The sequence below is a fragment of the Mycobacterium canetti CIPT 140010059 genome (genome assembly GCF_000253375.1).
Lineage (GTDB): Bacteria > Actinomycetota > Actinomycetes > Mycobacteriales > Mycobacteriaceae > Mycobacterium > Mycobacterium tuberculosis.
On record NC_015848.1, the window covers coordinates 718,039 to 737,934 of the forward strand.

A 19,896-nucleotide genomic window follows, 5' to 3' on the forward strand; every position below is an offset into this window, starting at 1 on the left:
GCACCGTGATTCCACGACACCATCGACGATTGCCGTGACGCCGTAGGGTGTTGGGGCCGATCCGGCAACCGCGCCTGACGGTGCGGCCAGGGCGGCTGCCGGGGATGATCGCCGGCGTGGCGGCGAAACGAATGAACCGCGAACAGTTCTTCCGCGCGGCGTCGGGGCTCGATGAGGATCGCCTACGGAAGGCGCTGTGGAACCTCTACTGGCGCGGCACCGCAAACATGCGGGAGCGCATCGAGGCCGAGCTGGCCAGCGCCGGGCGCGCTCGCCCGGCGCGCAAAATAAAGCCGCCGGCCGATCCGGACATCGTGGGTTGGGAGGTCGACGAGTTCGTGTCACTGGCGCGGTCGGGTGCCTACCTGGGCGGGGACCGGCGGGTGTCGCCGCGGGAACGATCGCGCTGGCGTTTCACCTTCAAGCGGCTCGCCGCGGAAGCCCAGGACGCCCTGCGAGCCGAGGACGCCGAGCCCGCGGCATCCGCACTGGAGCAACTGATCGACCTGGCGCGCGAGGCCGACGGGTACGACTACTTCCGCTCCGACGATCCGGTGGCAGCGGCGGGTTTCGTCGTGTCCGATGTGGCGGCGGCGGGCCACCCACACTTCCGTGAGTTCGCCGCCGAGATCGGTGCGGCGATCCCGCCGTGAGTACCGCCCGCCCGGCTACTACAAGCCCAAAGCGGTGCGCAGCCGGTCGGCGTCCATCCCGCCACGGGCGCCCGCGCCGGCGGGAAACGTGTCCAGGAGCTTGATCAGGTCGGCGCGGCGGGTGGGGTCGTCGGCGGCCTGCCGCGGCGTGTGCCCGTCCAGCGCGGGGATGGGTTGATCGAGCCAGCTGGTCTCGTAGTCGCGGATGAATTCCTCGAGCGCGGCGGCCAGCTCGGGGCTGTCGGGGTCGGGCGCGCCCGCGCCGGTAACTGGCATCTGCTCGGCCAGCGCGGCGGCCTCGCGGGTGTTGCGCAGCGGACGGCGGTCGTCGTCGAGCACCGTCATCGCCGGGTCGAGGCGGGTCAGCGTGGCCAGCACGCGATCCATCCGCGGTTCGCTGTTGGTTTCCACCCGCAGCGTGTCACCGTCGAGGACCAGCGTGGCCCGGACCCGCAGCATGCCGTCGTTGGTGACGTGTTCGATCCACCGCGGCGGCTCCTCGCCGTCAACCCGGTCGTAGACCCCGTCGAGCGCGCCCTGGATCCCGGCCGGATCGCCGACTCGCACGCTGGCCTCGCAGATTGCCAGCGAGTCGCCCTCGGTGTTGACCAGTGTCGGCGGCGCGAACCGGCGGCTCAGCTGGGCCACCAGTGTCACCGGGTCGGGCTCGTCATCGAGCAGCTCGATCAGCACGGCACGCTCGTGCAGCGCGACCGGCTCGATCCCGCCGAAGAACACCATGGTGTCCCCGGCGGGCACCGGGCGCGCGCAGATCAGCTGCCCGGCTCGCAGCTGGCGGCTGGCCGCCCGCTCATGCACCTCATGGGTGTCGCCGGTGCGTACGTCGCGCACGATCACGCCCTCGCCAGGTTGCACGTGCTCGACCTCGAACACCGACCGCTCCACGAGCAGCCATTGCTCGGCAAGCAGCCGCTCGTCGTCGGGTAGCAGCGAACCGCGCACTTCGAGGAACTCCGCGAACGCGCCGCCCTCGAACAACACCGCGTCCAGCACCAGCGGATCGGCCAGCGCCGCGGCCAGCGCGTCCTCATCGTCAGAGTCGGCATACCGGAAGCGCTCATAGCTGACTTCGGCCAGCAGGCCGGTCCAGTCGCCCGACAGTGCGTGCTGGGATGCCTTGGCATACAGCCAGTCCACCCGCTCGGCCAGCGGCAGCGCCTCACGGCCGAGATGGCATTTCTTGTACTTGCGGCCCGACCCGCACCAGCACGCCTCGTTGCGGCCCAGGTCGCGGCGCGGCTGGGCTCGGTGCCGCTCCAGGAGCCGCACCAGCGGGTGGTCGGGTTCGGTGCCGGCGCGGCGCAGCAGTGCCAACCCGCGCTCGGCGTCGCCGCGATCGGAGGCGATGCGGGCCAGGTCGAGCAACGGCAGCGGCCACTCGGTGTCCATCGACTCGGCCGCCAGCAGCTCACGTTCGGCCGCCTCGACATCACCGATCCGGTCCAGCGCGACCGCGCGCAGCCAGCGCACCGCCACCCGCGCCGCGCGCGGCACCTTGGGCTCCAGCATCTCGGTGAGCAGGCCCAGCGCGGCCGCCCCGCCGGAGTCGGTGCCCACCGTCTCTGCCACCAGCAGCTCGGCCAGCAGCGGGTCCGCCAGCGCCGCCCCAATGTCGCCGAGCAGATCGACCAACGAGTCGGAGCCGGTTTCCGTCGCGGTCTCGGCGGCTGTGGCGAGCACATCCCGCGGCAACTCGTCCGGGTCGGTTGCTTCGAGCAGCAGCGACATCGTCTCGTGCAGTTTGATCAGCGTGTACAGCGCGACCGCGTCGTTGGGGTCGAGGTCGTGGCGAAAGGCCAGCAGTTCGCATCGGTTCTCGAAACGCCAAGCGTCGAAATTGAATCCGCCAGGTGCTAGCCAGTCGTCTTCGTGCGTGAGGCCGTGCTGGTCGAGGATCTCGCGCAGCGGTGCCACTGGCTCGGTAAATGCCGCCGGGTCGTCGACGCACGCCGTCCAGACCGCCGCGGGGAAGAACGCGGGCTCGTCGGGGTCGACCAGCTCGGCCAGCCGGGCGCCGACGGAGGTGTCCGCACCGGCTGTGCCGATCCGCTCGAGCACCAGCCCTGCGGCGGTCAGCCGCACACCGACCAGATCCCCCGCGGCGGCCCCCAACGTCGCCAGCGTGCCCGGCTCCAGCAGCAGTGCCCCGCCGGGGTCGATGGCCTCGTCCGGGATGCCCCGTCGTTCGAGCAGCTCCTCGTCGTATCCGGCCAGCACGATCCGCGCCGCCGAACCGTCGGCCAGCCGGCCATACTCCTCGTGCTCGCAGAGCGTGGTGATCGGGTCCAGGTCCGGGGTCACGCCGAGCATGTCGTGGACCGCCTCGTCCGCGCCGAGCCGATGGGTGAATACCCGCCCGGCTAGCAGCGTCGGCAGCCACACCCACCGATCGTCGACCAACTGCCTTGCCGGCCATTCCGTTTCAAGGCGAAGCGCGCGCAGGACGGCGTCCGGGTCGGCCACGCCGCTGTCCAGCAGGCGTCGTGCGATGTCGTCCTCGCTCAATGGGCCATGTTCGGCCAGGATTCTCGCCACGGCTTGGGTCGCATCGAACGCTTCGGCCACGGTGGCCACCTTATGCCGCGGCCAGCCGAGGCTTGACGTCGGGCACCAGCCGACGGGGCTGGCCTCGCCTAGGGTTCGGCGTTGTGACGGCGCCGACGCGGTGGACCCTGGCCGACGGACGTGAGCTGCTGTTCTTTTCGCTGCCCGGGCCCCGCACCAGCGGCACCGCCGCAGAACGGGTGGCTCGCCACGCTCAAGCGCAAACGTTCGCCGGCGATATCCGCCAGCGCGCCATACAGCTGGTCGTGTCCGAACAAGAAGTGGCAAGCAAAATCACCGCCGCTACCGCCGGAATCGCCACCACCACCTTCCCGGAAACACCCAGCATCGACGACACCATCATCGGCAACGACAACCGCGACACTGGGGTCCGGTTGGTCGACGTCAAACAAGATGGCGGCACTAGTCCCCCGCCCCCATTTGCGCCGTGGGACACCCCTGATGGAACACTGCCGCCGGGCACTGGCCTAAGCCCTACGCTGCAGCAGATGATCCTCGGCGGTGATCCAGCTAATCTGACCGGCCAGGGTCTTGCGGACAACGTGCAACGGTTCGTACAGTCGCTGCCCGCAAACGACCCCAACACAGCGTGGTTGCGCGGTCAGGTTGCGGATCTGCAGGCGCACGTCGCCGATATTGAGTACGCCCGCACCCATTGCAGCACCAACGACTGGATCGACCGGACCGCCCAGTTCGCCTCGGGCGCCATAGTCTTCAGCATCGGCGTGTTGACCGCAGAGACCGGGGCGGGGGTCGTGGCTGCCGCGGCCGGTGGTGTCGGCGCGGCCACGGCGGGCGTGAGTCTTCTACAATGCCTGGTGGGGAGCAAGTGATGGACGTATTGGCTGCTGGGATCGCGGCTGGTGCGCTCACGCTGGCGGCGTGGGGCGCCTGGCGCCCGCACTACCGGGCGGCGTCCTACCTCGTGGCCGGTGCCGTAGAGCTGGCACTGATCGGGCTGCTGGTGGTGACCGGGCAAACATTGATGGCCATCTCGGTGGCCTTCCTTGTGGCGCTGGGCGGTCCGTTGGTGGTGGTCAACCACCGCAGAGCTGAACGCAGCCGAGGTTAGATGAACGAAGAGGGCCTGTAGGTCGCACTCATCGCGCGGCTAGCCTGTGAGGCCAGCCCTCGGGCCGCCACCCAACACGGCTCGTGCGCTGTCTCGGCCGGCTCGTCTGCCGCACGGCCAGCATGATCAGTCCCGTTGGAATACCGGTGAGCGTCGGCGCGCGCATCACGATGCAGCGATGTTAGGATGAGGCGGTGCGCACTACCATCGACCTGCCGCAAGACCTGCACAAGCAGGCACTGGCGATTGCCCGGGATACGCACCGCACGTTGAGTGAAACGGTCGCCGACCTCATGCGACGAGGCCTGGCCGCCAACCGCCCTACCGCGTTGTCCTCAGACCCCAGAACGGGATTGCCTTTGGTGAGCGTCGGGACCGTCGTGACCTCCGAGGACGTGCGTTCATTAGAGGACGAGCAGTGACGGTGCTGCTCGACGCCAACGTGCTGATCGCATTGGTGGTCGCCGAGCATGTGCATCATGATGCCGCAGCGGACTGGCTCATGGCGTCCGACACCGGATTTGCGACCTGCCCGATGACACAAGGAAGCCTGGTTCGATTCCTGGTGCGCTCGGGACAGTCCGCGGCGGCGGCTCGGGATGTCGTCAGTGCGGTCCAGTGCACGAGCCGCCACGAATTCTGGCCCGATGCACTCTCTTTCGCCGGTGTCGAGGTCGCTGGTGTGGTTGGGCACCGGCAGGTGACCGATGCCTACCTTGCCCAGCTCGCGCGAAGCCACGACGGGCAGTTGGCGACGCTCGACAGCGGCTTAGCACACCTGCACGGCGACGTCGCGGTACTCATTCCAACGACCACCTGATGTGCATCGTCTCCCGGCGGCGCGGCGAGCCGCCCCAAAACCAACGATTGGGCCACGATGCGTAGGCATAGCTGAGGTGGCGTCGCGGCCCTCACCGGCGACACCACAGAGGATCTCGGGCCGATCCGATGAGCGCCACGCCACCGGCCGGAGGACTCGACGCGTCGGTGTTCATCGCGAACGAACGCGGTCGGCAACTCGACGAGGCGCTCCCAGTAGGGTTCTGCGTTGTGACGGCGCCGACGCGGTGGACCCTGGCCGATGGCCGTGACCTGCTGTTCTTTTCGCTGCCCGGACACGTCCCGGCGCCGGTGTCGGATCGTCGGCCGCTGCCCGAACGTGACCCGGCTCCCTCGCGGCTGCGGTTCGACCGGGCCACCGGCCAGTGGGTGATCGTCGCCGCACAGCGCCAGGATCGCACCTACAAGCCGCCGGCCGCGCGCTGCCCGCTGTGTCCGGGGCCGACCGGTCTGAGTAGCGAGGTGCCCGCCCCCGACTACGACGTTGTCGTCTTCGAGAACCGGTTTCCCAGCCTGGCCGGGGCCGGCATCGCCCCAATCGGCGCGCCCGACGGTGACGGGTTCGTATCCGCTCCGGGGCACGGACGCTGCGAGGTGATCTGCTTTTCGGCCGATCACACCGGTTCGTTCGCGGGCCTGGACCCGGCGCATGCCCGGCTGGTCGTGCACGCGTGGCGGCACCGCACCGCCGAATTGACGGCGCTGCCCGGGGTAGCGCAGGTGTTCTGCTTCGAGAACCGTGGTGAGGAGATCGGGGTGACCCTGACCCACCCGCACGGCCAGATTTACGCCTATCCGTATCTGACGCCGCGCACCGCGGCGATGCTGCGCCAGGCTCGTCGGCACCGAAAGCGCCACGGTGACAACCTGTTTGCCAGCCTGCTGGCACGCGAGGTCGCCGACGGCAGCCGCATCGTGGTACGCGGCGAGCTGTTCACCGCATTCGTACCGTTCGCCGCACGCTGGCCGGTGGAGGTACACATTTACCCAAACCGGTTGGTGCGCAACCTCACCGAGCTCAATGACGGGGAGTTGGATGAGTTCGCCCGGATCTATCTGGACGTGCTGCAGAGGTTTGATCGGATGTATTCTTCACCGCTGCCGTACATGTCGGCGCTGCACCAGTTCAGCGAGGTCCAGCGCGATGGCTACTTTCACGTCGAGCTCATGTCGATCCGGCGCAGCGCCACCAAACTGAAATATCTGGCGGCCGCCGAGTCGGCGATGGACGCGTTCATCGCCGACGTTATCCCGGAGGCCGTGGCCGCCCGGCTGCGCGAGCTGGGCCCATGACCGTCGGCTACGGCGCACCCGGGCGGGTCAACCTGATCGGCGAACACACCGACTACAACCTGGGTTTCGCGCTGCCGATTGCGTTGCCGCGGCGCACCGTTGTCACGTTCACCCCCGAGCACACCGGCGCGATCACCGCGCGCAGCGACCGCGCCGACGGCTCGGCGAGTTTCCCGCTCGACACCGCGCCGGGGCAGGTGACCGGCTGGGCAGCCTATGTGGCCGGGGCGATCTGGGCGCTGCGGGGCGCCGGCCACCCGGTGCCCGGCGGGGCGATGTCGATCACCAGCGACGTCGAGATCGGGTCGGGGCTTTCGTCGTCGGCCGCGCTGATCGGCGCGGTGCTAGGCGCGGTCGGCGCCGCCACCGGCACCCCCATCGACCGCCTCGAGCGGGCCCGGCTCGCACAGCGAGCCGAGAACGACTACGTAGGTGCCCCAACGGGTTTGCTCGACCACCTGGCCGCGCTGTTCGGAGCGCCGAAGACCGCGCTGCTGATCGACTTTCGCGACATCACCGTGCGCCCGGTGGCCTTCGACCCGGACGCCTGCGATATCACGTTGCTGTTGATGGATTCTCGAGCCCGACACCGTCACGCCGGCGGGGAGTACGCGCTGCGCCGGGCGTCGTGTGAACGGGCGGCCGCTGATTTGGGGGTGTCCTCGCTGCGCGCTGTGCAGGATCGCGGGCTGGCGGTGCTGGGCGAGATCGCCGATCCGATCGACGCGCGCCGCGCCCGGCACGTGCTGACCGAAAATCAGCGGGTGCTGGATTTCGTGGCTGCACTGGCTGATTCGGATTTCACCGCCGCCGGGCGGCTGCTGACCGCGTCGCATGAGTCCATGCGCGAGGACTTCGCCATCACCACCGAGCAGATCGATCTGATCGCCGAGAGCGCCGTACGGGCCGGCGCGCTGGGCGCCCGGATGACCGGGGGCGGCTTCGGGGGCGCCGTGATCGCACTGGTGCCTGCCGATAGGGCCCGCGACGTGGCCGACACGGTGCGACGGGCGGCGGTCACCGCCGGCTACGACGAGCCGGCGGTGAGCCGGACCTATGCCGCGCCCGGCGCGGCCGAGTGCCGTTGAGCGGGTTGGCGAAGCGTCATGTCCACAGTGAGCAGATCGGTGCGGGTCCGCCACTGGCCTTCACCTCGAAGCCGAACACCAGCTGCGAGAGGGGGCACCGATACTTGACTGTCGTGGTTGATCACGGGACGGGCCGGCTGGTGTGGGCGGCCGAGGGCCGCAACCAAGAGACCTTGGGGAAGTTCTTCGACCAGCTTGGAGCAAAGCGGGCCGGGCCAGCGCGCACCACAAGCCGTGATCTGCCTGGATCCCTTTCAAGTCGTGGCCTGGGCGCTCAAGGCGCTGGACAAGGTGCGGGCGCGCACCATGACCCGCGCCGGGATTCGCGATCGGCACGCGATGTGGGCGACCCGCAAGAACCCGGCCGACCTGACCGGCGAGCAGCGCAGCAACCTCGCCGAGATCGCGGTCACCAACCAGACACTCTGCCGGGCGTATCTACTCAAAGAGCAACTCCGCGAAGTCTTTCGGGTCAAAGGTGCCGATGGTCGCCATCTGTTGGCCGGCTGGATGTCGTGGGCGTCGCACTCGCGCATCCCCGAATTCGTCGGCCTCGCACGCACCTCCGCCGCTACCGCGACCTCATCTGGAACACCCACGACCACGGCCTGTCCAACGCTCGATCCGAAGCCATCAACACCCACCTGCGGGCACTGACCAAGCGCGCCTACGGCTTTCACAGCCCAGACGCACTGATCGCCATGGCACTGCTCACCCGAGGCGGACTCTGCCCTGCACTACCCGGTAGAGCCGCATGAAACCGAGCCCACGGAAACGTCAGTAGATCCCACCGGTCGTTGTCATAGCTCAAACGCTACGGCCAACCCCGCAACTTCTACCAGGCATTGGTGGTGTCGGCTCCTGTTGGCAACAGAAGTCACCATCAAAGCGTTTGTGCGCGTTGGGCGTTCGACCTGTGGTTATCCGGCGGTCGCGAAAAGGCCGCGCCTCAATTGCGACCGAGGCCGTTTCGACGCCGTTGTTATGTGGTAATGAGTTTGCCGAGTTGTTGGCGTACTTTGTCGCCCCCGAGGATTCGGCGAGCCCGGATCAAATGATCCGCTGCGGCAATTTCCCGGTCGTAGGCGCTCGGCGCTTCTGTTCCATGTGAACGAGAAAACCACGCCGAAACTTCAGCCCACGAATACAGGGACCACTGCCCAGTCGACAGCGGCGTCGGGAAGCCGCCGGGGCCACGCTTGCCTGCCGCGATGAGTCGAACCGATTCGTAGGTTCGGCCGAGTCGGGCCGCGATGTCACGCAGCGACACAAGGTCGTTGGAAGCGATGCCGGTCACGACAAGGCCGGTCGACTCCACGTCTTCGACAGTTTGCAGGAGTGCGGTAGCGAAGGAATCCGCTTGGCGGCAGACGTGCACGACGTTGACGCCTGTGCCACCTTCAGGGACTAGGTCGCCTTCAGCGATGTCGAATAGCTTGTCAGCCATCTCGGTGGGGTCACGGTCGACGGCTAGTGTGAATTCGTAGTTCATGTGTGCTCCCTGTGTGTCCTGATAAATGCGCGGATGAGCTTGGCGCCGTGCTCGGGGTTGCGCGCGGTGGAGTACACGGCGATGCGCTGACCGCATGGGCAGCGCACCCATCCCCAGGTGTGTCCGCTGGTTTCGATGATGCTGAGCCCGGCGGCTTCGGATTCATCGAGAGCTTTGCGGATCTCTTTGTGGGGATGGCGACCCATGTTGGGAGTGTACAACGCCATGTTGTGAGCACACAACGGATGGGCTGTCGAGTTCTGCAGCGTGGACATGTCGACCGCTCAGCGTGCCCCGACTTCGCGATCCGGATCCTCGACGCCGCCGTCCGCGCCGTCACCACGGGCGTGTGCACGCCACTGGCGGTACCCGTGTCGCGCCGCGAACGCACCGACGATCGCGGTGACGCACCACACCGCGATCGCGCAGGACGCCAGCAGCGGTGAGCGATCCCCGATCGCCGCACCCAATGCGGTGTAGACGAATGCCCGCGGCGCGGAACCGATGAATGCACCGACGGCCATCTGCCACAACGGAACTCCGAACGTCCCGAACGCATAGGAGGCGAACGCATCCGATATGCCGGGGACAAAGCGTTGGCCGACGACGGCCCACAGGCCGCATCGTTCGATCAGCGCGTCGGCGCGATCGGCACGTCCCCCACCCAGCAGGGCTCGCGCGCTGGCCCGGCCGGCTCGACGGCCGACCAGGCTCGCGACGACGGCGGTGCCCACCGTGGCACCCAGCGTCACGAACACCCCCACTAGCGGACCGAACAGCAGCCCGCTGCTTGCGGCCAGGATCGGGCCCGGCACGAACAACGCGCCGAGCACGGCCGACACCACGACATAGGCCAGCGGCGCCGCCGGCCCGGTCGCCGACACCGCGCCCCGCACCGCGGCCACATCGATCACGTCCGTGGCGGCTACCAGGTAGAACATCCCAACAAGGAAGCCGGCGAACACGACAAGCCGCACGATGTGGCGTCGCCGGGATGTCGGTGCGGAATCGTTGTGAGTGCTCATGCTGACCGTGATTCTTCCGCACCGACGCTCGCCGGGCCCGTCGTCCCCGGCGTTGGCTGGGGAACCTCGGCTGCGCGGCGCTCAAGCCGATCCCAGGCTCCGTAACGACCTCGCGGTCCTCGCCGGCATTCGGGTCTGACTCGGCGGCCTCGCGCCTCTCGCGCTGTTGTCCGCACCCGCAGGGCGTCCCGGTGGGTCAACGCGGCGGCCTCAGTCGACGAACAGCGCCATCGACGCGGTAAACCCGTGCAACGCGTTGTGGCCCGCGACCGGGCCGATCTCCCCGGCGGCGAAGAAACCGGCCAGCGGAATCCCGCCCAGCAGGTCCTCGATCGTCGACGCGTCGTGGTCGGTGACCCCGAACATTCGTCGTCCGCGCCCGTTGCCGGTGAACAGCAGCCCACCAACCGGGGGCCCGGGCAGCTCCGCCGCCGCCCGCTCGACGGCCAGACGCAGGTCCTTGTCGGCCGCCGCCGCGTCCCGGACCTGGAATTGCACGGTCGCGCCGACCTCGACAACCTCGCCGATCCCGATCGCCCCCGTCGTTGGGTCGGCGCCGAGCAGCCCGCGGATCAAAAAGTCGCCCTGACCCGGCACCGCCAGGTGCTCGTCGACGACGATTCCGATCTGCAGGCCGCGGCTGACCAGTTCCTGCTCGTCGGGCGCCATCCCCAAGACGATCTCCCGCAGGCGGTGCAGCGGCGGTCGGCCGCCCAGCTCGGTGATCACGGCACCGTCCGCGCCGGTGACAATGTACGGTTCCCCGATCGGCCGGCAGCTCTGCGACACCACGGAAACGCTGTGCGCGCCGGGCAGGCGCACGCCGACCAGCCCGGAGGTGAGCACGTCGCGGTCACGAAACAGCCGGGTGTCGCCCCGCCGACGCCCACCGCTCACCACCCCGCCGACGACGGTCGTTCCCGGCAGGTCGGTGTTGAGGTGGTCGATGAGCAGATTCGACGGGAACGAGTACGGGTCCGGCAGCAGCAGGTGCAAGTCGTGCGCGGTCCGGTCGAAGCGGTAACCGGTGATCAGAGCGCCCGAGCCGGTGCGAACGAAGTCCAGGTGGAATGTCTCCGCGGGTGAGCCGGACGCCAGCCACACCGCCACCGCGGGCTCGTTCTCCAGCTCGTGGCGACCGGCGACAATGCCTTGGGCCACGCAACCGATCAGTGCGGCCGGCTCGACCGACTCCTGCACCGCAGCCAGCAGGTCCACGGCCTGGTCGGTGTGTGACCGCGATCCGAGGAGCACGGCCAGCGCCGGCGTCCCACCCGCGAGCTCCTCGTGCGCGTGCGCGGCAGCCTCCGCCGCGGCCCGGCGCACGTCCGGCGCGGTGGAAACCCCGACTCCGATCCGCACACATCCATGATGCGCCGTCGCCGTGCTGTTCGCGTATGCGATGTCAAAGTCCGGGCGCGGTTACCCGACGAGCCGAGCACATCCCGGACGAGTCAGCCACACCCCGTCGACTGTAACCGCATCCGCAACCCGCTGGCCCGCACCGCCCGGCGCGCGATCGCGGCCCGCACCGAAGCTTCGGACCCGACCACCCGGACCTTGCGTTTGGCCCGGGTCACCGCGGTGTACAGCAACTCCCGGGTCAGCAACCGCGAATCCTCTTGCGGCATCAGCACCGTCACCTCGTCGACCTGGCTGCCCTGACTCTTATGGATGGTCATCGCGTGCATGGTCTCGACGTCGCCGAGGCGGCCGGTGGCAACGTCAAGTGGCCCGGATGCACCAGAAATGACGGCCCGCAGACCGGTGGGGCCGGCCAACACGACACCGGTGTCGCCGTTGTAGACGCGAAGGCCGTAGTCGTTGGCCGTCACCAGCAGCGGACGCCCGGCGTACCACGGCGTCCAGGGCGGCTGGCCGGTCTCCTCGGCGAGCCAGGCTTGAACCCGGCGGTTCCAGTGCAGCACGCCGGTGGGCCCCTCCCGATGCGCACACAGCAGCCGGTGCTCGTCCAGGGTGGCCAACGCGACGTCGGAGGCACCCAACAGCGCCGCCTCGCGCAGCCGCAACGCGTGTGGCACCAGCACCGCGCGCAACCGCGGCGCCGGATCCTCGTCGTCGACGAACTCGATCCGCTCCTCACCCGAGCGCAGCAGGCCCAGTACGGCATCGCCATCGCCGGCCCGGATCGCTTCGGCCAAGGTACCGATCACCTTGCCGAACCGATGCGACGTTCGCAGCTGCGCCACCAGCGCGTCGTCGCGTACCGAGAAGCCATCGACCAAATCCGCCAGCACCGCTCCGGCTTCCACCGACGCCAACTGGTCGGCATCGCCGACGAGGATCAACCGGGCGCCCGGGCGCACCGCCTCGGCCAGCCGGGCCATCAGCGTCAGCGACACCATCGAGGTCTCGTCGACCACGATCACGTTGTGAGGCAACCGGTTCTGGCGATCCTGGCGAAACCGCGCTCCCGGTTTGGCACCCAGCAGACGATGCAGCGTGACCGCGTGCAGGTCGCCGAGCCGTGCCCGGTCGGTGGCGTCGAGCTTGGCCATCTCGCGCCGTACCGCCTCGGCCAGCCGGGCCGCCGCCTTGCCGGTGGGGGCGGCCAGCGCGATCCGCGGCCGCGGCTCACCGGCCAGCTCCGCCTGCTCGGCAACCAACGCCAGCAGCCGCGCGACCGTCGTCGTCTTCCCGGTGCCAGGCCCGCCGGTCAACACCGTAACACCTTGCGAGAGCGCGATTTCCGCCGCGCGCCGCTGCTCGTCAAAGCCGGTCGGGAACAGTCGCTGCAAGTCGGGTACCCCGGCCGGTCGCCTGGATGTCAGCAACGCGAGCAGGTCCGCGCACACCTGCTCTTCTTCGCGCCAGTAGCGGTCCAGATAGAGCAGCCGATCGTCATACAGGTGCAGCACGGGTGGATCGGCGAGCAACGGACTGGCCCGCACCGCCGCCAACCAGTCCGCCGGATCCGGCCACGGCAGGTCGTCGTGTCCAGCGACCCGCGCGATCGACAACAGATCCACACACACCGAACCGGCCCGTAGCGCGCGGACCGCCACCGCTACCGCCAACGCCACCCGCTCGTCGCTCTCCCCGGCCAGTGCACAGAGACGTTGCGCCACATGCACATCCGACACGTCCAGCACACCGGCCTGGTTGAAAGCCCGCACCATCCCGGAGGCCTCGACCGCAAAATCGACGTCGGTGAGCGTCACGACTGCAGCCTTCCCCGGTCGAGCAGATCCGAGAGCGCCACCACCAACGCCGTGGGCGGGTTCCAGGTGAACACACCGGCCGGATGCCCGGCCGTCACCGGCGTCGCCGCACCGCACATGCCCCGCACAAACAGGTACAGCACCCCGCCGAGATGGCGCGCCGGAGCGTAATCCCGCTGCCGCCACCGCAGAAAGCGGTGCAGCACAACAACATACAGCAGCGCCTGCAGTGGGTAGTCCGAATGCAGCATGGCCTCGGTCAACCGCTCGAAGCCGTAATCGGCGGCGGTGTCACCAAGGTGATTGGTCTTGTAATCGACCACCAGATATCGCTGCCCGGGTAGCCGCAGCACCACGTCGATCGACCCCGCCAGGTAGCCACGCAGCGGTTGATCACCCAACCCGGCCGAACCAAGCCGATCGGCGTAGGGCGACAACGGGTCGTCGCCGGGCAGGTGCGACGCCAGCAGCTCACCCACGTCGGCCAGCGACACGTCCGGGGACCGGCCGCGCAGATCGCCCCCGGCCAGCGGCATCTCGAAGTCCAACTCCCGCAGACGATCACGTACACCGATCTGCCGCAATGTCAGTGCGGCGGCGGCGGGTCCCAGCGGCGTGTCGTGCATCGGCAGCAACGCTCGGGCCAGTTCGGGAGCCAGCTGCGCGTGGTCGACGTCCACGGTCCACCACGGCGCGTGCCGGCGCACCTGGGCTTCCAGTTCGGCGGCCAGATCGGGAGCGGCTGGGTCCGCGGTCTCGAGCACGGCGTGCACCAGCGAGCCGAACGACGCCCCCGACGGCAGCGCTGCCAGCGGTGATGTCAGATCGGCGCCGGAACCGGGCGCGGCGACGACGGCGATCTCCACCTCGTCCGCACGGCCGCCGGCCGCCGGCTCGCTGGTGACGGTGACGGCTTCCGAGCCCCGCACCAGATCCGAGTACGAGGTCCGCCGCCACGTGGTGTCGATCCGGCGGTGAAAGTGCCGAACCTCGAAACCGGGTACGGGCACCGGCTTTTCGAGGGAACTGCGAGCACCGATGACCGATTCCTCGACCGACGGCCCGCCCGCGGCCTCCCACTGCGCGAACACCGCCCAGGCCTGCTCGTCGGTGACGCGTGGTGTACACCGGTCCGGTACCTGCGACTGGCCGGGCCGGCGCCCGCGCAGCAACCGCGACAACCCGCCGTTGACCTCGTCGAACGTCGGTGCCCACCACGCGACGACCTGCGATTGCGCGCGGGTAAGCGCGACATAGGTGAGCCGGAGGTTGTCGTGGGCCGCCTCGACGCGATTCAGCCCCTCAACGGTGCGCCGCTGAGCACCGCCGTCCTTGCCGCCGATGTACAGGCAGCGGGTGCCGTCGTCGTGATACAGCAGGATGTCGTCGCTGCGGACGTTGCGGTTGAAGGCGAACGGCAGATACACGATGGGAAACTGCAGTCCCTTGGCCACGAAGACGGTCATGATCTGCACCGCCGCGGCGTCGCTGTCCAACCGGCGATTGTGTTCCGGCGGGCCGGCACCCGCCTTGGCCTGGCGGCGCAGCCAATCCCGCAGCCCGGGCAGGCCGAGCCGCTCGCGATGAGCGGCCTGGTGCAGCAGCTGCGCAATGTGCGCCAGGTCTGTCAGGTCCCGTTCGCCGCCGCGCTGGCTCAGCACGCGCCGGCCCATCCCGGCCAGCTGAGCGGCCTGAAACACCGCGGCCACACCGCGATGGCGTGCGTGGTCGGCCCACTCGCGCAACGTGCCGGCCACCCGATCGGTCAGCGCATCGCCCTCGGCGGCAAGCGATTCCGCGGTCTCACCGAAGAACATCGTGCACGCGGCGGCGCGGACCAGCCCGCTGCGCTGCGGCGCGTCGAACGCCTCCAGCAGGCACAGCCAGTCCTTGGCGGCCTGGGAGGCGAACACGTCGGTGTCACCGGTGTAGATCGCCGGGATGCCCGCCTCCGCCAACGCATTCCGGCACGCCCGCGCGTCTTTGTGATGCTCGACGATCACCGCGATGTCTGCGGCCACCACGGGCCGCCCGGCGAAGGTGGCCCCGCTGGCCAGTAGCGCCGCGACGTCAGCGGCCAGGTCGTCGGGGATGTGCCGGCGCAGCGCCTCGATCGGGACGTGGGCGGTCCCGTCATACCCGAGTGTGTGCCGTTTGACCACGCGCAACCGAAACGGCGCCGGGCGCGGCGCCGAGGCCAGGCGGTGCCCGGCGTGGTGGGCGTCGGTGCCGCGGACGACGATGTCGGCGTGACCCAGGGTCGCATCGCGCAGCACCGTCTGCAAGCTCTCGACCAGCGCCCGGTCGCTGCGCCAGTTGACGCCCAACGTGTAACGGGCATCGGCGGTGCCGGCCGCCGTGAGGTAGGTGTGGATGTCGCCGCCGCGAAAGCCGTAGATCGCCTGCTTGGGATCGCCGATCAGGATCAGCGCCGAATGCCCGCTAAACGCGCGCTCGAGCACCCGCCACTGCATGGGGTCGGTATCTTGAAACTCGTCCACCAGCACGATCCGCCAGCGTTCCCGCATCCGATCGCGAGCCGGCGAGTCGGCAGCCTCAAGGGCGCTCGCCAGACGGATCAGCAGATCGTTGAATCCCTGCACACGCAGCCGGCCCTTGCGGTGCTCGAGTTCCTCGAGCACCTCGGTGGCAAAGCGCAGCCGCACCGCTGCCTTGCTGCCGGGCTCGGGATCACGCGGGCGCAGTTGGGCGCACGGGTCGTCGACGACGGCAAGGGCCAGGGCCAGCGCCTCGGCGTAGGTCAGGTCCGGATCGGTTTCCTGACGACCGAAGTTCGCCAGATAGCGATCGTCCACGATCTCGGTGACCAGGTCGGTAAGGCTCTCCTTGAGCTCCACGTCGGCGGCGTTGTCACCGGCCACACCGAGGGATTTCAGCACCGAGCCGCAGAACTCGTGCGTGGTGGCGATGGTTGCCGCGTCGAAGTTGGCCAGCGCGTCACGAAGCCGTAGCCGCTTCTGGGCGCGCTCGGCGTCGCTGCCGCGCAGCAGGTGCTCGACGAGCTCGCCGCTCGGGGGCGCACCGCCTTGTAGCGCGCCCACGGCCTCGACAATCTGCCCGCGCACCCGCTCGCGCAACTCCCGGCTGGCCGCACGGTTGAACGTGATCAACAACATCTCGTCGAGCGTCGCGGCGGTCTCGGCCAGATAGCGGGTGACCAGACCGGCCAGCGCGAACGTCTTACCGGTGCCGGCGCTGGCTTCCAGCACGGTGGTGGTGCCCTCCCTCGGCAACGGGCCCAGCAGCTCGAATCGGTCCATCAGACCGACCCTTCGGCGGCCAACAGCGGCAGCCATAGCCGGGCGGCCAGCGCCCCTAGCCGGGTCTCTTCCCCGGCGACCTCTTCGCCCGCGCGGGGCTTGCCGAGCAACACCTCGAAGGGTGCGCGCGGGCCCCAGGCTCGCACGTGGGCGGGCGCGTCGTCGTCGCCCGGCCGGAACCTGTTGGTCTGCCAGCATTCGCGGGCGGGCGGGTAGGGGTCTTGGCCGTCTCGGCGTGCCTGGGCCCACGCGCAGGACGTCTTCAGCGGCAGCGGCAGTGGTTCGCGCCGGCCGGCGTCGTACAGCAACACCAGCTCCCGCAATACCGCCACCGGGTCCGGCGGCGGCACGAAAAGCCTTCTGGCGATGTGGTTCCTGGTCTTGCTGCGGCCGATGCACAGCGCCGACCACTCGCGGCCAGGCTCTTGGGCGGCCAGCGTAACCAGGCCGATCCACGCCGGCAACACATGCTTGGGCGCCAGCTTTGAGTAGGTCACCGACACCGTGCGCCCGCCGAACACGGGTGTCACCGTGCCGCTCAGTCGCCGCCCGTCGCCGAGGTCGACGTCGACGTCGTGCGCCTGGCCGTGGCCGTCGCGGTGCGCCAGCGCGGCGGCCGCCAGATCGCGCGCGCGGTTCCGGATTTCCTTCGCCCGTCGCACGCCGAGGCGCCCGGGCGGCAACGTGCCGCGACGCCATTCGGAGTGAGCGGCGTCGTCGGGGTGCAGGCCGCGGAGCATGTCGCGCAACATCCGCTCGCCCACCGTCCACTCGGCCAAGGCGTCGACCTGGACCGGTATCGAGTCCTCGACGGTGTCGACGTCCCAGGGCAGCGTGTAGTCCAGCGCCCGGAAGAACCCCTTGACCGGATCCTTGAAGAAGTCGAGCAGGTCCGCCAGCGTCACGTCGGCCGCGGGTGGTGCGGGCAGCCGACCGGAGATGAAAGCCGTTGGTGGACAGCGCTTCCCGGCGGCGGCCTGGGCGGCGGCGAGCGCGGCGGGGTCGAACGTGAACGGCTTGGCGCCCAGCAGTGCGCCGGGGGTGACGTTCTTGCGGTCGAACGGCTGCAGTGGGTGTGTGACCAGGATCCGCTCACGCACCGGCGCTGACGTCGTCTGGTCGAGCGCGTCGAGCAACTCGGCCAGCGGCACCGCGGGTGGGCGCGGTTGCCCGGTGCGCTCGTCGGCGCCGGTGTAAGTGATCACCAGGGTCTGGGTGGCCGCACCTATCGCGTCCAGCAGCAATTGCCGGTCCTCCGAACGGATGTCACGTTCACCCGTCATCGGTTCTCGGGCCAGCACGTCGTCCCCGTCGGGATGGCTCAGCCGCGGAAACACGCCGTCGTCCAGACCCACCAGGCACACCACCCGGTGCGGCACCGAGCGCATCGGGACCATCGTGCAGACGGTCAGCGTGCCGGTGCGAAAGTTGGCCCGGGTCGGGCGCCCGGCCAGCTGCGCGTCCAAAAGCGCTCGCACGTCGGGCAGTCGCAACAGCGGCGCCGCGCGCGAACCGGCGCGCGCCAGCACGTCGGCGAACTCCCGCTGCACCTGCGCGCGTTGCCAGCCGTCGTTACAGGCGGTCAGCAGATCGATCCCCGTGGCCAGCGCATCCAGCCATGCGACCAACGGCCGTGCACCGCTGAGTCCGCCGACGACATGATGCAACCGTTCGACGAACTCGGCCAGCCTCCCGGCCAGCTCGACCCGATTGCTGCCGACGTCATCAAGGGGCAGCGCGGTATCCAGCCACGCTTGGGAATCCTCGGACATGGCCACCCCGGTGAGGATGCGGTCGAGTCCGAACCGCCACGTGTTGTGCACGACGGTGTCGAGGCCATAGCGTCGCCGGTGCGTCGGGTCGAAGCCCCAGCGGATGTTCGATTCGCGCACCCACGTGGTGATGGTGGCCAGGTCGTCGTCGGCGAACCCGAATTTGGCGCGCACCGGAGCGGCCTGCGCGAGGTTGAGCAGTTGGCTGGCGGTGGCCCGGGTTTCGGCGATGGTGAGCAGTTCGGCGGCCACCGAGAGCAGCGGATTGGTCTGGGTCAGGGCGCGGTCGGCCAGACGCACCCGCAGCCGGTGTGCGGGGTGGCAGTCGCCGGCCACCTCACCGAGGCCGAAGCCGGCGACGATCAACGGTGCGTAGGTGTCGATGTCGGGGCACATCACCACGATGTCGCGCGGTTGCAGCGTCGGGTCGTCCTCGAGGAGGCCGAGCAGCACCTCGCGCAGCACATCGATTTGCCGCGCCGGGCCGTGACAGGCATGGACCTGCACCGATCGGTCGGCATCCGACAAGCTACGCCCGACGGGTCGCGGCGCGTTGCCGGCGATGTCGGCTTGCAGCCATCCCAGCAACGTGTCGGGTTTGGTTGTGGCACCAAGGAATTCGTCGGTGGCCCGGGCGGCGGGCAGCGCGCGCTGCAGTTCGCGCACGTCGCGGCCCAGCGTTTCCAGCAGCGGGTGCTGGGCGGCCCGCCGGCTGGTGTCCTGCCGCCGCGGCAGCAGGCCATCAGCGCCCTGGAAGCCGGCCAGCGCCCGCCACAACTCGTCGCTGGGGTGCGGCAGCCACAGGTGCAGGTCGTGGTGGACGGCCAGCGCATCCAGCAGCTGCACGTCGGTGCAGGCCAGGCGGGTGTGGCCGAACAGCGAAAGCCGAGCCGGCAGGTCGGCGGGGCCGTCGCGCAGCCGGGCGATGGTCTTGTCGTGGCGGACATGCGGGGGATCGGCCCCGACCGTGGTCACCAGGGCGCGCCACAGTGGCGGTTGCCAGGCCAAGTCGCCGGGCAGCTCGCCGAGGTCGCCGTCCAGCCAAGCGGCCAGCAACCCGGGACGCTGGCGTGCATAGGACGCGAACAGCCCGGCTAGCCGGCGCGCCACCGAATAGCGCCGGCCGCGGCGCAGCTCCGCCTCGGCATCGGTCGTCGAGAAGTGCCCCAAGTGGGATGCCAGCGTGCGGCACCACGGTTCGTCGAGGCTGGCGTCGATCACCGCCAGCAGCGGCCACGCCAGGGCTTCCGGCGACCACGGGTCGTCGTCGAGGGTGCCGGTGATCTCGGCGATCAGGGACTGCGGATTGCGGAACGCGATGCCGGCGCACACCCCGTCGGCGCGGCCCGGCCCGCAGCCCAACACGAGCGAAAGCCGTTGGCTCAGCCAGCGTTCCACGCCGCGGGCAGCGACCAGCACCAGTTCCTGCGCGAAAGGGTCGGGCTGGGGATCGGCCAGCAGCGCGCCGAGCCCGTCGGCAAGCAGATCGGTGCGCTCGGCACGGTGCAGGTGAAGCGCCATCGGGCGTCACCCTAGTCGAGCGGCCGGCCGCCGACATGCATGCTGGCGTGCATAAACAGACGCGAGATCACCGAACGACAAGGGCTACCAG

At 69.5% G+C, this 19,896-nt stretch carries 16 protein-coding genes and 2 pseudogenes; 9 read left to right on the forward strand and 9 right to left on the reverse strand.

Features of this window, described 5'->3' with window-relative positions; translation table 11 throughout:
- Positions 1-47: 47 nt before the first annotated feature.
- Positions 48-653, forward strand: a complete 606-nt coding sequence (locus MCAN_RS03175) for a hypothetical protein (protein WP_003898526.1) — start codon at positions 48-50, stop codon at positions 651-653.
- Between the two features lie 18 nt (positions 654-671).
- Here the strand turns inward: MCAN_RS03175 and MCAN_RS03180 are convergent, their stop codons facing one another.
- The gene (locus MCAN_RS03180) at positions 672-3,239 is read right to left on the reverse strand and encodes an SEC-C metal-binding domain-containing protein (RefSeq protein WP_014000324.1); all 2,568 of its coding nucleotides are present in this window, start codon (positions 3,237-3,239) and stop codon (positions 672-674) included.
- Between the two features lie 83 nt (positions 3,240-3,322).
- Between MCAN_RS03180 and MCAN_RS03185 the strand changes: the two genes are divergently transcribed.
- Positions 3,323-4,072: a hypothetical protein gene (locus MCAN_RS03185; protein WP_015287871.1), complete on the forward strand. Its 750-nt coding sequence runs from the start codon at positions 3,323-3,325 to the stop codon at positions 4,070-4,072.
- Complete coding sequence (locus MCAN_RS03190; RefSeq protein WP_003403210.1) at positions 4,069-4,311, forward strand: hypothetical protein; 243 nt, start codon at positions 4,069-4,071, stop codon at positions 4,309-4,311. Before MCAN_RS03185 ends, MCAN_RS03190 begins: the two co-directional genes overlap by 4 nt.
- On the opposite strand, the gene MCAN_RS23910 is transcribed toward MCAN_RS03190, so the two are convergent.
- Positions 4,308-4,574, reverse strand: a complete 267-nt coding sequence (locus tag MCAN_RS23910) for a hypothetical protein (protein ID WP_003898530.1) — start codon at positions 4,572-4,574, stop codon at positions 4,308-4,310. The genes MCAN_RS03190 and MCAN_RS23910 overlap by 4 nt on opposite strands.
- Here MCAN_RS23910 and MCAN_RS03200 point away from each other — a divergent pair.
- The 6 genes and pseudogenes from MCAN_RS03200 to MCAN_RS22670 all read left to right on the forward strand — a co-directional run bounded on the left by MCAN_RS03200 (position 4,506) and on the right by MCAN_RS22670 (position 8,290).
- Positions 4,506-4,733, forward strand: a complete 228-nt coding sequence (locus MCAN_RS03200) for an antitoxin VapB29 (protein WP_003403213.1) — start codon at positions 4,506-4,508, stop codon at positions 4,731-4,733. The two genes, MCAN_RS23910 and MCAN_RS03200, sit on opposite strands and share 69 nt — an antisense overlap.
- Positions 4,730-5,131, forward strand: coding sequence for a type II toxin-antitoxin system ribonuclease VapC29 (gene vapC29 / locus MCAN_RS03205; protein WP_003403218.1), 402 nt, complete (start codon positions 4,730-4,732; stop codon positions 5,129-5,131). The genes MCAN_RS03200 and vapC29 overlap by 4 nt, the downstream gene beginning before the upstream one ends.
- 230 nt (positions 5,132-5,361) lie before the next feature.
- A pseudogene (locus tag MCAN_RS24040) lies at positions 5,362-5,427 on the forward strand (galactose-1-phosphate uridylyltransferase); the annotation flags it as partial.
- Positions 5,419-6,444, forward strand: a complete 1,026-nt coding sequence (galT, locus tag MCAN_RS03210; RefSeq protein WP_258560807.1) for a galactose-1-phosphate uridylyltransferase — start codon at positions 5,419-5,421, stop codon at positions 6,442-6,444. The pseudogene MCAN_RS24040 and the gene galT, both read left to right, overlap by 9 nt.
- On the forward strand, positions 6,441-7,532 hold the full coding sequence (locus MCAN_RS03215) for a galactokinase (protein WP_014000327.1): 1,092 nt from the start codon (positions 6,441-6,443) through the stop codon (positions 7,530-7,532). The genes galT and MCAN_RS03215 overlap by 4 nt, the downstream gene beginning before the upstream one ends.
- A gap of 261 nt (positions 7,533-7,793) precedes the next feature.
- A pseudogene (locus tag MCAN_RS22670) lies at positions 7,794-8,290 on the forward strand (transposase).
- Positions 8,291-8,514: 224 nt separating this feature from the next.
- Here MCAN_RS22670 and MCAN_RS20780 read toward each other — a convergent pair.
- The 7 genes from MCAN_RS20780 to recC form a co-directional block, all read right to left on the reverse strand.
- Positions 8,515-9,024 carry a hypothetical protein gene (locus tag MCAN_RS20780; RefSeq protein ID WP_015289187.1) on the reverse strand — a complete coding sequence of 170 codons (510 nt, stop codon included), beginning with the start codon at positions 9,022-9,024 and terminating at the stop codon, positions 8,515-8,517.
- The gene (locus tag MCAN_RS22295; protein ID WP_041181386.1) at positions 9,021-9,230 is read right to left on the reverse strand and encodes a hypothetical protein; all 210 of its coding nucleotides are present in this window, start codon (positions 9,228-9,230) and stop codon (positions 9,021-9,023) included. Before MCAN_RS22295 ends, MCAN_RS20780 begins: the two co-directional genes overlap by 4 nt.
- 78 nt (positions 9,231-9,308) lie before the next feature.
- A complete protein-coding gene (locus MCAN_RS03235; RefSeq protein ID WP_014000329.1) occupies positions 9,309-10,049 on the reverse strand; it encodes a TVP38/TMEM64 family protein in 741 nt (246 codons plus the stop codon).
- A gap of 210 nt (positions 10,050-10,259) precedes the next feature.
- A complete protein-coding gene (locus MCAN_RS03240; RefSeq protein WP_014000330.1) occupies positions 10,260-11,411 on the reverse strand; it encodes an FIST signal transduction protein in 1,152 nt (383 codons plus the stop codon).
- 92 nt (positions 11,412-11,503) lie between these two features.
- Positions 11,504-13,231: an exodeoxyribonuclease V subunit alpha gene (recD, locus tag MCAN_RS03245; RefSeq protein WP_014000331.1), complete on the reverse strand. Its 1,728-nt coding sequence runs from the start codon at positions 13,229-13,231 to the stop codon at positions 11,504-11,506.
- Complete coding sequence (recB, locus tag MCAN_RS03250; protein ID WP_014000332.1) at positions 13,228-16,512, reverse strand: exodeoxyribonuclease V subunit beta; 3,285 nt, start codon at positions 16,510-16,512, stop codon at positions 13,228-13,230. Before recB ends, recD begins: the two co-directional genes overlap by 4 nt.
- Complete coding sequence (gene recC, locus MCAN_RS03255; RefSeq protein WP_014000333.1) at positions 16,512-19,805, reverse strand: exodeoxyribonuclease V subunit gamma; 3,294 nt, start codon at positions 19,803-19,805, stop codon at positions 16,512-16,514. Before recC ends, recB begins: the two co-directional genes overlap by 1 nt.
- Between the last annotated feature and the right edge of the window lie 91 nt (positions 19,806-19,896).

Excerpts from the sequence above, each read along its gene's own strand:
- MCAN_RS03215 (WP_014000327.1), top strand. The coding sequence starts at position 6,441 with ATGACCGTCGGCTACGGCGCACCCGGGCGGGTCAACCTGATCGGCGAA.
- MCAN_RS22295 (WP_041181386.1), bottom strand. The coding sequence starts at position 9,230 with ATGGGTCGCCATCCCCACAAAGAGATCCGCAAAGCTCTCGATGAATCC.
- recC (WP_014000333.1), bottom strand. The coding sequence starts at position 19,805 with ATGGCGCTTCACCTGCACCGTGCCGAGCGCACCGATCTGCTTGCCGAC.
- recB (WP_014000332.1), bottom strand. The coding sequence starts at position 16,512 with ATGGACCGATTCGAGCTGCTGGGCCCGTTGCCGAGGGAGGGCACCACC.
- MCAN_RS20780 (WP_015289187.1), bottom strand. The coding sequence starts at position 9,024 with ATGAACTACGAATTCACACTAGCCGTCGACCGTGACCCCACCGAGATG.
- MCAN_RS03235 (WP_014000329.1), bottom strand. The coding sequence starts at position 10,049 with ATGAGCACTCACAACGATTCCGCACCGACATCCCGGCGACGCCACATC.